Origin of the sequence: Pseudomonas sp. Ant30-3, from assembly GCF_000690905.1 — a bacterium.
GTDB lineage: Bacteria > Pseudomonadota > Gammaproteobacteria > Pseudomonadales > Pseudomonadaceae > Aquipseudomonas.
Genome location: NZ_JMCL01000075.1, coordinates 43,514 through 57,996, shown reverse-complemented (window position 1 = coordinate 57,996; position 14,483 = coordinate 43,514). Strand labels below are relative to the sequence as shown.

The following is a 14,483-nucleotide window of genomic DNA, read 5'->3' as shown; positions in this document are numbered from 1 at the left end:
GCTCTGGTCGGTCTTGGCGACCTGGTGGTTAAGGCTCCACTTGACGTTGTCCACCAGCAGGCTGTCGAGGGTGAAGCTGTTTTCCACGCCGAGCCGTTCGCGGGTCACGGTATCGTTGCCGGTCCGCCATTGGTACATACCGCCGGGCAGGACGCGGTCCGGGATGGTCGGCTGGCCATTGAAGAACGGCCCGCCGTAAGCGCTCTTCAGATCGGCATCGCGATCGTCCTTGTACTTTTCGTAGGTCAGGCCCAGGCGTGAATCGTCGTTGTAGTTCCAGCCGACCTTGGCCAATACGTTGTAGGTGCGCACGTCTTCCGGGTTTTGCGCGGTGCGGGCCAGGCCGGTGCCGTTGTTGTTGCCGTAGGATTCGGTTTCGTGGCCATCGCGCTGGCTGTAATGCAGCAAGCCGTCGAACTGATCGGCACGCCCGGCGACCGAGGCGGATTTCAGCCAGCTTTGGTCGGCGGAGCTGTAGCCGGTCTTGAGGCGCGCGCCGACATCGCTGCCGGGTTTGATGATGTCGTCGGGGTCGAGCGTGAAGTAACTGACCGCACCGCCGATGGCGTTGCTGCCGTACAGCACCGACGCCGGGCCACGCAGGATTTCCACACGTTTGATGATTTCCGGATCGACGTAATTGCGTTGGGTCTTGGCGTACGGGCCGTTGAAGAAGCCATTGGGAATTTCCACGCCATCGACCTGGGTCAGGATCCGGTCGCCGTCGATGCCACGGATGTTGTAGCCGCTGATCCCGCCACGTTGGCCGGCGCCACCCACGGAAACTCCCGGTTCATAGCGCACCAGATTCTTGATCGTGTTGACGTTGTTGCGGTCCAGTTCGTCGCGGGTATGGACTGTGACAGTCCCCGGCACACTTTCCACGCTTTGTTCCTGGCGTGTGGCGCTGATGGTCACCTGCTGCAGATTCAACGCGCCGCCGCTGGCACGTCTTTCCAGCACGATGCTGTTGTTGCCCAGCTTGCGATAGCTCAGGTTGGTCCCCATCAACAGGCGATCCAGAGCTTTTTCCGCCGGTAGAGATCCGCGCACGCCCGGGGACGCAACGCCTTGTGCCAGTTCAGCCGACAGGCCGACTTGCCACCCGGTAACGCTGGTGAACGCGTTAAGTGCCGAGACCAATGATTGCTGGGGAATGGCAAATGCGTAGTCGCCCATGGAGCGTGTTGGTTGTCCCGCGGCGGTGGCTGCCAGGAGCGGCGCGCTGCCAGCCGTGAGAATGGCCGCAGTCAGCAGCGACAGCATGCGCGACGGTGAAGAAGAGTGGCGGGTGAGGCGAGAGGACATCGATAGCGCTCCGTGTCGCACGAATCTTTATAGGTGCTGATTGGCATGCGAGATGCGAATCAATTGCATTGGCTATAACGAGACGAACGAGCTTCAGCTATCGAGTAAAAATAATTCTCATTCAGTTCAGGATCACCAGCGCAGGAAATTCCTGCAGGCGCGCCGAGGTGATGTGCGCGAGCGAGCGAACCGCGTCCAGCGGCTGATCGAGGCGGTAATTGCCCGTCACGGCAACATTCGCCAACTGCTGGTTGTTATTGATGATCCAGCCAGGGTAGTAGCGGCGCAGCTCCGCCAGCACTTCGTGCAACGGGCAGTTCTCGAATATCAGGCGACCCTGGACCCAGGCCAGGTCTGTTGCCGCATCAAGTTTGCCAGGCCGGTCAAAACCGTTAGGGCCGATGCGGATGCTTTCGCCGGCGGACAAGCGTATGCGCGCGTCGTCGCGGGTTGCCTGCAAATCGATATCGCCGCGCTGCACCCGGACCTGCGCCACACCGTCGAGGTATCGCACGGCGAACGCTGTATCGCGGACACTGACCTTGACCGGGCCGGCATCGATTTGCAGGGGCCGGTCACGGCTGGCGGGCACGTCGAAAAAAGCCTCGCCCTGATACAGACGGGCAACACGCTGCTGGTTGTTGATGGTGCTTGAAAAGGCCGAGTCGGTGTTCAGCAGCACTTTCGAACCGTCCTCCAGCTGCAAGCGCTGGCGCTCGCCGACCACGGTCAGATGATCCGCCTGAAGGCGCAAGGGCACGTTGCTGAAACTGAACAAACCGAGGATCAGCACGGCGGCGGTGGCCAAAGGTTTCCAGTGCGGACGCAGTCGTGAAAGCACGCTGACTTTGGCCGGCAGGTCGGCCAGGCGTTGCGCGGATTGCGCCACTTGCGGGCCGTCCCAGATCGCCAGGGCCTTGGCGAAGGCTTGCTCATGCAGCGGATCGACGGCCAGCCAGGCGTGGAACTGTCGTGTCTGCTCCTCGTCGGGATTGCCCAGCACGATCAGCCAGTCCAGGGCCTCGTCCATCGCACGGGCAGTGTCTCGCGCCGCGTCAGGCGGAGGGGGGCGGTAGGGGTCCGTCACGGTGTTTCCTCGGCAGTGTCTATGCACGGCTGTTTTATAAGTGAAGCCCGGACTGAGCGGCAAGGGTAGCAAAGTAACCGGGCTGTCGACCCCGATCATTGGATAGCCCGCTTACAGACTCAGTCTCCGTTCAAACGTTCGGCGACGCCGACGCAGATGGCCATGATCAGTTTCAGTTCCTTCTGCACGGTGCTCAACGAGACATCGAGCTTGTCGGCAATCTCCAGATAACTGTGCCCGTGCAGCCGGCTGAGGATAAAAATCTGCTGCTGACGCTGGCTGAGTTCACTGAGGCTCACGTTCAAACGCTCCAGTAATCGCTCGGCATGGGCGGCGTCTTCGGCGCTGCTGACCGGCGCGGCAATACTTTCCACGACGTCCAGCGGCACATCGTCGAGCATCGTTCGCGACTGAATGCGCCGCGCACGCAGATGGTCCAGCGCGAGGTTGCGGGCGGTCTGGAAGACGAAGGGTTCAAGGTGATCGATGGCACGCTCGCTGAGGGCACGGGTGACCCGCAGGTAGGTTTCCTGGAGAAGATCTTCAGCGGTGCTGTGGTTGTTGACCATCCGCTCCAATGTTCGCAGCAGGGACATCCGCTGTGCGATGAAGACATGATTGAAGCGCGATTGACTCACGGTAAGACCTGATCCATTTCAAGCGAATGATAATGCTTATCATCTGCATGAGTGGTCAAGCGCTCAATTGTGAAAAACTGCGCAGTGCGATTATTCGGCGTCACACAACGCCCTGTAGGAGCGAGCCTGCTCGCGAAAGAGGTCTGAACTACGCGTTAATCCAGAAAGCACGCGTTATCGTTTACCGCTATCGCGAGCAGGCTCGCTCCTGCAGGGGAGGGTGTTTATTCGGCGTTGCACAGCGCCAGGCAGTTATCCAGCATGCGGTTGGAGAATCCCCATTCATTGTCGTACCACGCCAGCACTTTCAGCAGTTTGCCGCTGGACTTGGTGTGGTTGGCATCGAAGATCGATGACAGCGGGTTGTGGTTGAAGTCGCTCGAGACCAGCGGCAGGGTGTTGTAGCCGAGGATCTTTGAATGCTGGCTCGCTTCTTTGAGCAGCGCATTGACTTCATCGGCCGAGGCTTCGCGCTTGAGTTGCACGGTCAGGTCGACCAGCGAAACATTGATCACCGGCACGCGCACCGCCATCCCGGTCAGCTTGCCCGCCAGTTCCGGCAGGACCAGACCAACCGCTTCAGCGGCCCCTGTTTTGCTCGGGATCATGTTCTGCGTGGCCGAGCGCGCGCGGTAAGGGTCGGTGTGGTAGACGTCGGTCAGATTCTGATCATTGGTGTAGGCATGGATCGTGGTCATCAGACCGCTTTCGATGCCCAGCTCGCGGTGCAGCACCTGAGCGACCGGAGCCAGGCAATTGGTGGTGCACGACGCATTGGAAATAATTTGATGCGATTGACGCAGAATGTCGTGGTTGACCCCGTACACCACCGTGGCATCGGCGCCTTTGGCCGGGGCCGAGATGATCACTTTGCGTGCGCCGGCGGTAATGTGCGCAGCGGCCTTCGCGCGGTCGGTGAACAAACCGGTGCACTCGAACACGACGTCGATTTTTTCCGCTGCCCATGGCAGTTCGGCAGGGTTGCGAATGGCGCTGACAGCAATACGATCGCCATTGACGGTCAGGCTCTCCTGATCGTGCTGCACCTGGGCGTCGAAAGTGCCGTGAACGGTGTCGTATTTGAGCAGATGCGCATTGATGGCACTGTCGCCCAGGTCATTGATTGCAACAATCTGCAAATCCTGGCGGTAGCCTTGGGTATACAGTGCGCGCAGGACGTTGCGGCCGATACGGCCAAATCCATTGATTGCGATGCGAAGAGTCATTTAACTAGGCCGCCGTCGATTTGTTGTTGGAATTACAAGATTATTCGCATAAAAATAGAAAACAAGCCTTTTTAGTGGCAATATTTTGTTCAATCTACAACGAGTGACCTGAATCAACTGGTCCGACCGATCAAGTAAACCGTCCGTCATCTCATCGACAGGCGCCCTTGGTCAGCATAGACAATCAGGTCGCCACATCCGTTAGCCTGGAGTTCTACACATGCATCCCCGCGTCCTTGAGGTCACCGAACGGCTCATCGCCCGTAGCCGCGCAACTCGTGAGGCTTACCTTGCGCTTATTCGCGGGGCAGCCAGCGACGGTCCGATGCGCGGCAAGCTGCAATGCGCCAACTTTGCCCATGGCGTGGCCGGTTGCGGCAGCGATGACAAGCACAGCCTGCGGATGATGAACGCTGCGAACATCGCAATTGTTTCGTCATATAACGACATGCTCTCGGCGCACCAGCCGTACGAAGTTTTCCCTGAACAAATAAAGAATGCCCTGCGCGAAATCGGCTCGGTCGGGCAGTTTGCTGGTGGCACGCCGGCCATGTGCGATGGCGTGACCCAGGGCGAGCCGGGCATGGAGCTGAGCCTGCCGAGCCGTGAAGTGATCGCGATGTCTACCGCCGTCGCGCTCTCGCACAACATGTTCGACGGCGCGCTGATGCTCGGCATCTGCGACAAGATTGTCCCGGGGCTGATGATGGGCGCGTTGCGTTTCGGTCACCTGCCAACCATCTTCGTGCCGGGCGGGCCGATGGTCTCGGGAATTTCCAACAAACAGAAAGCCGATGTGCGCCAGCGCTACGCCGAGGGCAAGGCGACGCGCGAAGAGCTGCTTGAATCGGAGATGAACTCCTATCACAGCCCTGGCACGTGCACGTTTTACGGCACCGCCAACACCAATCAGTTGTTGATGGAAGTCATGGGCCTGCACTTGCCGGGCGCTTCTTTCGTCAACCCGAACACTCCGCTGCGTGATGCCCTGACCCGTGAAGCGGCGCAGCAAGTCACACGGCTGACCAAGCAGAACGGCAATTTCATGCCGATCGGTGAAATCGTCGACGAGCGCTCGCTGGTCAATTCCATCGTCGCGTTGCACGCCACCGGCGGCTCGACCAACCACACCCTGCACATGCCGGCCATCGCCATGGCGGCGGGCATTCAATTGACGTGGCAGGACATGGCTGACCTCTCCGAAGTCGTGCCGACCCTGAGCCACGTCTACCCGAACGGCAAGGCTGATATCAATCACTTCCAGGCGGCGGGCGGCATGTCTTTCCTGATCCGCGAACTGCTCGCGGCAGGGTTGCTGCACGAAAACGTCAACACCGTGCTTGGCCATGGCTTGAGCCGGTACACAAAGGAACCGTTCCTCGATAACGGCCAACTGGTCTGGCGCGAAGGCCCGGTCGACAGCCTCGACGAAGAAATTCTGCGTCCGGTTGCCCGCGCATTTTCACCAGAGGGCGGCTTGCGGGTGATGGAAGGCAACCTCGGTCGCGGGGTGATGAAGGTTTCCGCGGTGGCGCTGGAAAACCAGATTGTTGAGGCCCCGGCCATGGTGTTCCAGGATCAGCAGGATCTGGCCGATGCGTTCAAGGCCGGTCTGCTGGAGAAGGATTTTGTCGCGGTCATGCGTTTCCAGGGCCCGCGCTCCAACGGAATGCCGGAATTGCACAAGATGACGCCATTCCTCGGCGTGCTGCAGGACCGTGGTTTCAAAGTCGCTTTGGTGACGGACGGACGCATGTCCGGCGCATCGGGGAAAATCCCGGCGGCCATTCATGTCAGTCCCGAAGCTTATGTAGGTGGCGCTTTGGCGCGGGTGCAGGAGGGCGATATCATCCGCGTCGATGGCGTCGAAGGCACACTTGAGCTTAAGGTAGACGCCGACGAATTTGCAGCGCGCGAACCTGCCAAAGGGCTGTTGGGCAACAACATCGGCAGCGGTCGCGAACTGTTTGGTTTCATGCGCATGGCCTTCAGCTCCGCAGAGCAGGGCGCCAGCGCCTTTACTTCTGCCCTGGAGACGCTTAATTGAAACTGGCTTTGGTCGGGGACATCGGTGGGACCAACGCACGATTTGCGTTGTGGAAAAACCAGCAGCTGGAATCAATTCAGGTGCTGGCGACGGCAGACCATGTCAGCCCGGAGGAGGCCATTGCGGTCTACATGACCGGGCTGGGTCTGGAGCTGGGCTCGATCGGCTCGGTGTGCCTGTCGGTGGCCGGTCCGGTGGGCGGTGACGAGTTCAAGTTCACCAACAATCACTGGCGGCTCAGCCGCAAGAATTTCTGCCGGCTGCTGCAGGTTGATCACCTGACGTTGATCAATGATTTTTCGGCGATGGCGCTCGGCATGACCCGTCTGCAGCCGGACGAGTTTCGCGTGGTGTGCGAAGGCACGCCGGAACCGTTGCGGCCAGCGGCGGTGATTGGTCCGGGCACGGGGCTTGGCGTGGGCACGTTGCTTGACCTCGGCGATGGCCGTTTCGCAGCATTGCCGGGCGAGGGCGGGCATGTTGACCTGCCGCTGAGCAGTCCGCGTGAGACCCAGTTGTGGCAGCACATCTTTGACGAGATCGGCCACGTCAGCGCTGAAACGGCCTTGTGCGGCAGCGGTTTGCCGCGTGTCTACCGGGCTATCTGCGCGGTCGACGGTCATGAGCCGGTGCTCGATTCGCCGGAATCGGTGACGGCGGCCGGTCTGGCCGGCGACCCGATTGCGCTGGAAGTGCTGGAGCAGTTCTGCTGCTGGCTCGGGCGCGTGGCGGGCAATAACGTGCTGACCACGGGTGCGCGTGGTGGCGTGTACATCGTTGGTGGCGTGATTCCGCGATTTGCCGATTTTTTTGTCGAAAGCGGTTTCGCCAGGTGCTTCGCCGACAAGGGCTGCATGAGCGATTACTTCAAAGGCATTCCGGTGTGGCTGGTGACGGCGCCGTATTCCGGGTTGATGGGCGCGGGTGTGGCGCTCGAGCAATCCGTCCCCGCTTGAAATGCGATCAAAATGTAGGAGTGAGCCTGCTCGCGATGACGGTGTGTGCAGTCGACAGAAATGTTGAATGTAAAACCTCAATCGCGAGCAGGCTCACTCCTACAGTGGTTTTGTGGTGTTTGTAAAATCGGTGCTTAAGGCATAATCCGCCCCAATTCAAACAACAAGGACGCCGCCCCGTGAGCTCAGTCAACAAGTCGATTTTGTTGGTCGATGACGATCAGGAGATACGCGAGTTGCTGGACACCTACCTGACCCGCGCCGGTTTTCAGGTACGGACCACGCCCGACGGCGCAGGCTTTCGCCAGGCCCTGAACGAGGCACCGAGCGATCTGGTGATCCTCGACGTGATGCTGCCGGACGAAGATGGTTTCAGCTTGTGTCGCTGGGTTCGCCAGCACCCGCGTCAGGCACAAGTGCCGATCATTATGCTCACCGCCAGTTCCGACGAAGCCGACCGCGTCATCGGTCTTGAGCTGGGCGCCGATGATTACCTCGGTAAACCTTTCAGTCCGCGTGAACTGCAGGCGCGCATCAAGGCGCTGTTGCGCCGTGCCCAGTTCGGTCAGGAACGCTTCGGCGGGGAAGTACTTGCCTTTGACGACTGGCGCCTGGACATGGTCAGCCATCGACTGTTTCACACAGACGGCGAGGAAGTGATTCTCTCCGGCGCCGATTTTGCCCTGCTGAAACTGTTCCTTGATCACCCGCAGGAAATCCTCGACCGCGACACCATCGGCAATGCCACCCGTGGCCGCGACCTGATGCCGCTCGATCGTATCGTCGACATGGCCGTCAGCCGCTTGCGCCAACGCCTGCGCGACACCGATAAGCCGCCACGCCTGATCCGTACGGTGCGCGGCAGCGGCTATCAATTGGCAGCCAATGTGGTTGCCAGCAATGGTCACTGATTTTTTACGCAAACTTGCTGGCAAAGTGCCGGTGCCTCGCTCCCTGCTCGGACGGATGTTGCTGCTGACGCTGCTGGCGGTGCTGTTTGCCCAAGCACTGTCGAGCGTGATCTGGGTCTCGCAATTGCGCGCCACCCAGCTTGAGGGGTTGGTCACCAGCGCCCGCAGCCTGGCTCATTCGATGACCGCCAGCGTCAGTTATTTCCGATCGCTGCCGGTGGCCTTCCGGCCGCTGGTGCTCGATCAGTTGCGCAGCATGGGCGGCACCCGATTCGTGGTGACGCTCAACGACAAACCGCTGGGCATGGAAGTGCTGCCGACGACCCCGCGCAAAGCGGCGGTGCTCAAAGCTGTGGACGAAGTGCTGCGTCAGTCCCTGGGCCAGGACGCCGACATTTCCGTGACCTTCGTCAGCCCCGAGGACCTGCGGATATTCAACGGCGGATTGAAACTCGATGAACTGCCGCGCTCGTGGGCGCACTACGCGCTGACCCTGGAGCCGGTCAATCCGCCGGTGCTGGTCACGCAAATCCAGATGGCACCAGGGGAATGGCTGTACATCGCTTCGCTGCTGCCCGAACCCTACACCAGCCTTGAAGAGCAAGGCCTGCCCAAGCAACAAGTCTGGTTCATCATCCTCACCAGTGGTTTTTTGCTGTTGTTTATCGGCGTGCTGGTGCACTGGCAGAGCCGGCCGCTCAAGCGTCTGGCCCGTGCGGCGCGTGAGATGTCGCTGGGCGCCGACGTGCTGCCCGTGGCCGAGGGTGGTGGCAGTGAAGTGGTGGAAGTGGGGCGCGCGTTCAATGCCATGCGCGAACGCATCAGCCGTTATCTGACCGAGCGCAGTCAACTGTTCAGCGCGATTTCCCATGACCTGCGCACGCCGATCACGCGCCTGAGGTTGCGTGTCGAACTGCTGGAAGACGAGAAGCTGCAAGCCAAGTTCGGTCGCGATCTGGATGAGCTGGAACTGCTGGTGAAGGGCGCTCTGCAATGCGTCAAAGACACCGACATTCACGAAAACATCGAGCCGGTGGACCTCAATCATGTGCTCGATTGTCTGGTGGAGCCCTACCTGGCGCCCAATGGCAACGGCCGCGTCACCCAGCACGGGAGGGCACTGGCGGCGTATCCCGGCAAACCGCTGGCGCTGAAGCGTTGCATCGGTAACCTGATCGACAACGCGTTGAAGTACGGGCAAAACGCGCACCTGCATATTGATGATGACGAAAACGCCTTTGTCCTGCATGTCGACGACGAAGGCCCGGGGGTACCTGAGCAACGCATGGAGCAGGTGTTCGAACCGCATTTTCGCCTTGCCGGACAGCAGCAGGGTTACGGGTTGGGACTGGGCATTGCGCGCAACATTGCCCACAGTCATGGCGGCGAAGTCAGCCTGCAGAATTTGCGCGAAGGCGGGTTGCGGGTGACGTTGCAGTTGCCACGCTCCATCGACTGACGCCACTCTGTGGCGAGGGGGCTCGCCCCCGTTGGAGCGCGAAGCGGTCCCCAAAACCATCACCCACAGACTGCCTGTAAAAATCAGGTCGCAGATTTTACGACTGCTGCGCCACTCAACGGGGGCAAGCCCCTCGCCACAGGTCATCGCTCACTTAAGGATCGGGCTGAATGTCACAGGCCAGTGACAAAACCTGCCCGCTTCGTTACAAGCTCGCCACTGCCCGTTGTTTAGACTGCCCCTCAGTCATAACAACAAAAACAGGCACCTCATGGACTCCTTCAATCCGGACTTCAGCAGTTGGCTGAACGCACCTGCCCACCAGCAATGGCTCGCCATCGAGGGCTTGCGCCTGCTGGACTTCGCCAAGGCATCGAAGCTTGCGGAAGGCTTCGGCAATCTCGATGAAAAGGGCCGGCTCCCGCCCAACGCCCACGCCGAAACCATGAACACCGCGCGCATGACCCACAGCTTTGCCATGGCCCACATCCAGGGCTTGCCGGGTTTTGCCGGGCTGGTCGACCACGGCATTCAGGCCCTGCGCGGGCCGTTGCGCGACGCCGTACACGGGGGCTGGTTCGCCACCGCCGAGCACCGCGACGGCAACACCGGCAAGAATGCTTATCTGCACGCGTTCGTCGCACTCGCCGCGAGTTCCGCTGTGGTCGCGCAACGCCCCGGTGCCCAAGTGTTGCTGGATGACGCCATCGACATCATCGACACCTGGTTCTGGAGTGAAGAGGAGGGCGCGATGCGCGAATCCTTCAATCGTGACTGGAGTGAAGAAGAAAGCTACCGCGGCGCCAACAGCAACATGCACGCCACCGAAGCCTTTCTCGCTTTGGCCGATGTCACCGAAGACAATCACTGGCTGAGCCGTGCGCAACGTATCGTCGAGCGCGTGATCCACGGCCACGCCGCCGCCAATGATTACCTGGTGGTCGAACATTTCGACCGCGACTGGAACCCGTTGCGCGACTACAACCGCGACAACCCGGCCGACGGTTTCCGTCCCTACGGCACTACGCCGGGCCATGGTTTCGAATGGGCGCGGCTGTTGCTGCACCTCGAAGCGTCGCGGGTGCGGGCCGGCATGCTGACGCCCGGCTGGCTGGCCACCGACGCGCAAAAGCTGTTCGACAACAACTGCCGGCACGCCTGGAACATCGACGGCGCGCCGGGAATTGTCTACACCCTCGACTGGGACAATCGCGCGGTGGTTCGCCATCGTCTGCACTGGACCCATTGCGAAGCCAGCGCCGCAGCCAGCGCCTTATTGAAGCGTACAGGCGGTGCGCAATACGAATCCTGGTATCGCCTGTTCTGGGATTTCTGCGAACAATATTTCATCGACCGCTGCGATGGCAGCTGGCACCACGAACTCGATCCGCTCAACCGACCAAGTGATGATATCTGGCCGGGCAAGCCTGACCTGTATCACGCCTGGCAAGCGCTGTTGATCCCGCGTCTGCCATTGGCGCCGAGCATGGCCAGTGCCTTGGCAAGGTTGTCCCAGAGCGGTTCTATGTAACCATGCTGTGACATTCACGCGTCCCTTCGTTACCTGCGAGGGGATGACTCCTGTTTAGAATCCGTGCAGCGCAAGCACCAGACTTGCATGCATAACAACAAGAAAGGTACTTCCAGATGAACGCGATTTCTCGCCTCGCTACTGTCATTTCTCTCGCCTCCCTCTCTGCGCTTCCTCTCAGTGTGCTTGCCGCCGAATCCAAAGGATCCGTGGAAGTCGTTCACTGGTGGACATCGGGTGGTGAAAAAGCAGCGGTCGATGTGCTCAAGGCCCAGGTCGAAAAAGATGGCTTTACCTGGAAGGACGGCGCAGTGGCCGGCGGCGGTGGCTCCACGGCCATGACCGTATTGAAAAGCCGCGCAGTGGCCGGTAACCCGCCGGGCGTCGCCCAGATCAAAGGCCCGGACATCCAGGAATGGGGCAGCACCGGCCTGCTCAGCACCGATACCCTCACCGACGTCGCCAAGGCTGAAGGCTGGGATAACCTGCTGATCAAAAAAGTCTCCGATACCGTCAAGTACGAAGGCGATTACGTCGCTGTTCCGGTGAACATTCACCGCGTCAACTGGCTGTGGATCAACCCGCAAGTATTCAAGAAAGCCGGGATCGACAAAGCCCCGACCACCCTCGAAGAATTTTATGCCGCCGGCGACAAGCTGAAGGCTGCCGGTTTCATCGCTCTGGCCCACGGTGGCCAACCGTGGCAGGACAGCACTGTGTTTGAAGACATCGTGCTCTCGGTCATGGGCGCCGACGGTTACAAGAAAGCCTTGGTCGACCTCGATCAGAAAACCCTCTCCGGGCCGGAGATGACCAAAGCGTTCACCGAGCTGAAAAAACTCACCGGTTATATGGACCAGAACCGCGCCGGGCGTGACTGGAACATCGCTGCCGCCGACGTCATCAACGGCAAGGCCGGTATGCAGATGATGGGCGACTGGGCGAAAAGCGAATGGACCGCTGCCGGTAAAGTGGCCGGCAAGGATTACCAGTGCGTGCCATTCCCAGGCACCGAGAAAGCCTTCACCTACAACATCGATTCGCTGGCCGTGTTCAAGCTCAAGGCTGATCGCAAGGGCGATATCGCCGCTCAACAGGACCTGGCCAAGGTCGCTCTGGGCAAAGACTTCCAGAAAGTCTTCAGCATCAACAAAGGCTCGATCCCGGTGCGCACCGACATGCTTAACGACATGAGCGCACTTGGCTTCGATTCCTGCGCACAAACAGCTGCCAAGGACTTCCTGGCAGACGAGAAAACCGGCGGCCTGCAGCCAAGCATGGCGCACAACATGGCCACTTCCCTGGCCGTGCAAGGCGCGATCTTCGACGTGGTCACCAACTTCATGAACGATAAAGATGCAGACCCGGCCAAGGCCAGCGGTCAACTGGCGTCGGCTATCAAAGCTGCGCAGTAACCCGCGGCGTTGGTAATCCCTGTAGGAGCAAGCCTGCTCGCGAAAGCGGTCTGACATTCAGAAATGAAGTTGACGGATACACCGCCTTCGCGAGCAGGCTCGCTCCCACACCGGGTCTGCGTCGATATCACTTCCCTATTCACCTGGATTATCCCGATGAGCTCTGTGGCGGTTTTAAGCAAAGCCTCACCGTTCGATGCGCTGCAACGCTGGTTACCCAAGTTGGTACTCGCGCCAAGCATGCTCATCGTGTTGGTTGGTTTTTACGGTTACATCATCTGGACATTCGTCCTGTCCTTCACCAATTCCAGCTTCATGCCGAGCTACAAGTGGGTCGGCCTGCAGCAATACATGCGCCTGATGGACAACGATCGCTGGTGGGTCGCGAGCAAAAACCTCGCACTGTTCGGCGGCATGTTCATCGGCATCAGCCTGGTGCTGGGCGTATTCCTTGCCGTGCTGCTCGATCAGCGCATCCGCAAGGAAGGATTCATCCGCACGGTTTACCTGTACCCGATGGCGCTCTCGATGATCGTTACTGGTACCGCGTGGAAGTGGCTGCTCAACCCCGGCCTTGGCCTGGACAAAATGCTGCGCGACTGGGGCTGGGAAGGCTTCCGTCTCGACTGGCTGGTGGATCAGGATCGCGTGGTGTACTGCCTGGTGATCGCTGCCGTGTGGCAAGCCTCGGGCTTTGTCATGGCGATGTTCCTGGCCGGCCTGCGCGGGGTCGATCAATCGATCATCCGTGCCGCGCAGGTTGACGGCGCGAGTTTGCCGACCATCTACATGAAAATCGTGCTGCCGAGCCTACGTCCGGTGTTCTTCAGCGCTTTCATGATCCTCGCGCACATTGCGATCAAAAGCTTCGACCTGGTGGCGGCGATGACCGCAGGTGGTCCGGGTTATTCCTCCGACCTGCCGGCGATGTTCATGTATTCCTTCACTTTCAGTCGCGGCCAGATGGGCATCGGTTCAGCCAGCGCCATGATGATGCTCGGCGCGATCCTGGCGATTCTGGTGCCGTACCTGTACTCCGAGCTGCGGGGCAAACGACATGAGTAATCAACTCGGAAAACCGGCGCTCAGCTTCAGCCGCGTCGCGATCTACGCAACGTTGTTGCTGGCGGCGGCAATCTATCTGATCCCGCTGGTGGTCATGCTGCTGACCAGTTTCAAAACCCCGGATGACATCCGCACCGGCAACCTGCTGAGCTGGCCGCAAGTGATCGACGGCATCGGCTGGATCAAAGCCTGGGACACCGTAGGCGGCTACTTCTGGAACTCGGTAAAAATCACCGTGCCAGCCGTTCTGATCTCGACCTTCATCGGTGCAATGAACGGCTACGTGCTATCGATGTGGCGCTTCCGTGGTTCGCAATTGTTTTTCGGTCTGTTGCTGTTCGGCTGCTTCCTGCCGTTCCAGACCGTTCTGCTGCCGGCTTCATTCACCCTCGGCAAATTCGGTTTGGCCAACACCACCACCGGCCTGGTACTGGTCCACGTGGTTTACGGCCTGGCGTTCACCACGCTGTTTTTCCGCAACTACTACGTGAGCATTCCGGATGCGCTGGTCAAGGCGGCGCGTCTGGATGGCGCGGGCTTCTTCACGATTTTCTGGAAGATCCTGCTGCCGATGTCGATCCCGATCGTGATGGTCTGCCTGATCTGGCAGTTCACGCAAATCTGGAATGACTTTCTGTTCGGCGTGGTCTTCGCCAGTGGCGACGCCCAGCCAATTACCGTGGCCCTCAACAACTTGGTCAACACCAGCACCGGGGCCAAGGAATACAACGTTGATATGGCCGCCGCGATGATCGCCGGGCTGCCGACACTGCTGGTCTACATATTCGCTGGCAAGTATTTCCTGCGTGGGCTGACGGCCGGCGCGGTCAAGGGGTAGAA

At 60.0% G+C, this 14,483-nt stretch carries 12 protein-coding genes; 8 read left to right on the top strand and 4 right to left on the bottom strand.

What is annotated here, in order from left to right; genetic code table 11:
• From DU29_RS0118545 to gap, 4 genes are all read right to left on the bottom strand, one after another.
• On the bottom strand, window positions 1–1,308 hold a 1,308-nt coding region (locus tag DU29_RS0118545), incomplete at its 3' end, for a TonB-dependent receptor (RefSeq protein ID WP_028623021.1).
• Between the two features lie 121 nt (window positions 1,309–1,429).
• Complete coding sequence (locus DU29_RS0118540; RefSeq protein WP_028623020.1) at window positions 1,430–2,395, bottom strand: FecR family protein; 966 nt, start codon at window positions 2,393–2,395, stop codon at window positions 1,430–1,432.
• Window positions 2,396–2,514: 119 nt separating this feature from the next.
• Entirely contained in the window at window positions 2,515–3,033 is a 519-nt protein-coding gene (locus tag DU29_RS0118535; protein ID WP_028623019.1) for an RNA polymerase sigma factor, read from the bottom strand.
• Window positions 3,034–3,257: 224 nt separating this feature from the next.
• Complete coding sequence (gene gap, locus DU29_RS0118530) at window positions 3,258–4,259, bottom strand: type I glyceraldehyde-3-phosphate dehydrogenase (RefSeq protein ID WP_028623018.1); 1,002 nt, start codon at window positions 4,257–4,259, stop codon at window positions 3,258–3,260.
• 220 nt (window positions 4,260–4,479) lie between these two features.
• Here gap and edd point away from each other — a divergent pair, with 220 nt between their 5' ends.
• The 8 genes from edd (at window position 4,480) to DU29_RS0118490 (ending at window position 14,481) form a co-directional block, all read left to right on the top strand.
• Window positions 4,480–6,306, top strand: coding sequence for a phosphogluconate dehydratase (gene edd, locus DU29_RS0118525; RefSeq protein ID WP_028623017.1), 1,827 nt, complete (start codon window positions 4,480–4,482; stop codon window positions 6,304–6,306).
• Complete coding sequence (locus DU29_RS0118520; protein WP_028623016.1) at window positions 6,303–7,262, top strand: glucokinase; 960 nt, start codon at window positions 6,303–6,305, stop codon at window positions 7,260–7,262. Before edd ends, DU29_RS0118520 begins: the two co-directional genes overlap by 4 nt.
• A 179-nt stretch (window positions 7,263–7,441) precedes the next feature.
• The gene (locus DU29_RS0118515) at window positions 7,442–8,173 is read left to right on the top strand and encodes a response regulator (RefSeq protein WP_028623015.1); all 732 of its coding nucleotides are present in this window, start codon (window positions 7,442–7,444) and stop codon (window positions 8,171–8,173) included.
• On the top strand, window positions 8,163–9,632 hold the full coding sequence (locus DU29_RS0118510) for an ATP-binding protein (RefSeq protein ID WP_028623014.1): 1,470 nt from the start codon (window positions 8,163–8,165) through the stop codon (window positions 9,630–9,632). Before DU29_RS0118515 ends, DU29_RS0118510 begins: the two co-directional genes overlap by 11 nt.
• 271 nt (window positions 9,633–9,903) lie before the next feature.
• The gene (locus tag DU29_RS0118505; RefSeq protein ID WP_028623013.1) at window positions 9,904–11,163 is read left to right on the top strand and encodes a D-mannose isomerase; all 1,260 of its coding nucleotides are present in this window, start codon (window positions 9,904–9,906) and stop codon (window positions 11,161–11,163) included.
• 116 nt (window positions 11,164–11,279) lie between these two features.
• On the top strand, window positions 11,280–12,578 hold the full coding sequence (locus DU29_RS0118500; protein WP_028623012.1) for an ABC transporter substrate-binding protein: 1,299 nt from the start codon (window positions 11,280–11,282) through the stop codon (window positions 12,576–12,578).
• Window positions 12,579–12,734: 156 nt separating this feature from the next.
• Window positions 12,735–13,643: a carbohydrate ABC transporter permease gene (locus DU29_RS0118495; protein ID WP_028623011.1), complete on the top strand. Its 909-nt coding sequence runs from the start codon at window positions 12,735–12,737 to the stop codon at window positions 13,641–13,643.
• Entirely contained in the window at window positions 13,636–14,481 is an 846-nt protein-coding gene (locus tag DU29_RS0118490; protein WP_028623010.1) for a carbohydrate ABC transporter permease, read from the top strand. The genes DU29_RS0118495 and DU29_RS0118490 overlap by 8 nt, the downstream gene beginning before the upstream one ends.
• Window positions 14,482–14,483: the final 2 nt, after the last annotated feature.

What these genes read in the sequence shown, in the direction of transcription:
- DU29_RS0118505 (WP_028623013.1), top strand. Translation starts at nt 9,904, where the DNA reads ATGGACTCCTTCAATCCGGACTTCAGCAGTTGGCTGAACGCACCTGCC.
- gap (WP_028623018.1), bottom strand. Translation starts at nt 4,259, where the DNA reads ATGACTCTTCGCATCGCAATCAATGGATTTGGCCGTATCGGCCGCAAC.
- DU29_RS0118500 (WP_028623012.1), top strand. Translation starts at nt 11,280, where the DNA reads ATGAACGCGATTTCTCGCCTCGCTACTGTCATTTCTCTCGCCTCCCTC.
- DU29_RS0118510 (WP_028623014.1), top strand. Translation starts at nt 8,163, where the DNA reads ATGGTCACTGATTTTTTACGCAAACTTGCTGGCAAAGTGCCGGTGCCT.
- DU29_RS0118495 (WP_028623011.1), top strand. Translation starts at nt 12,735, where the DNA reads ATGAGCTCTGTGGCGGTTTTAAGCAAAGCCTCACCGTTCGATGCGCTG.
- DU29_RS0118490 (WP_028623010.1), top strand. Translation starts at nt 13,636, where the DNA reads ATGAGTAATCAACTCGGAAAACCGGCGCTCAGCTTCAGCCGCGTCGCG.
- edd (WP_028623017.1), top strand. Translation starts at nt 4,480, where the DNA reads ATGCATCCCCGCGTCCTTGAGGTCACCGAACGGCTCATCGCCCGTAGC.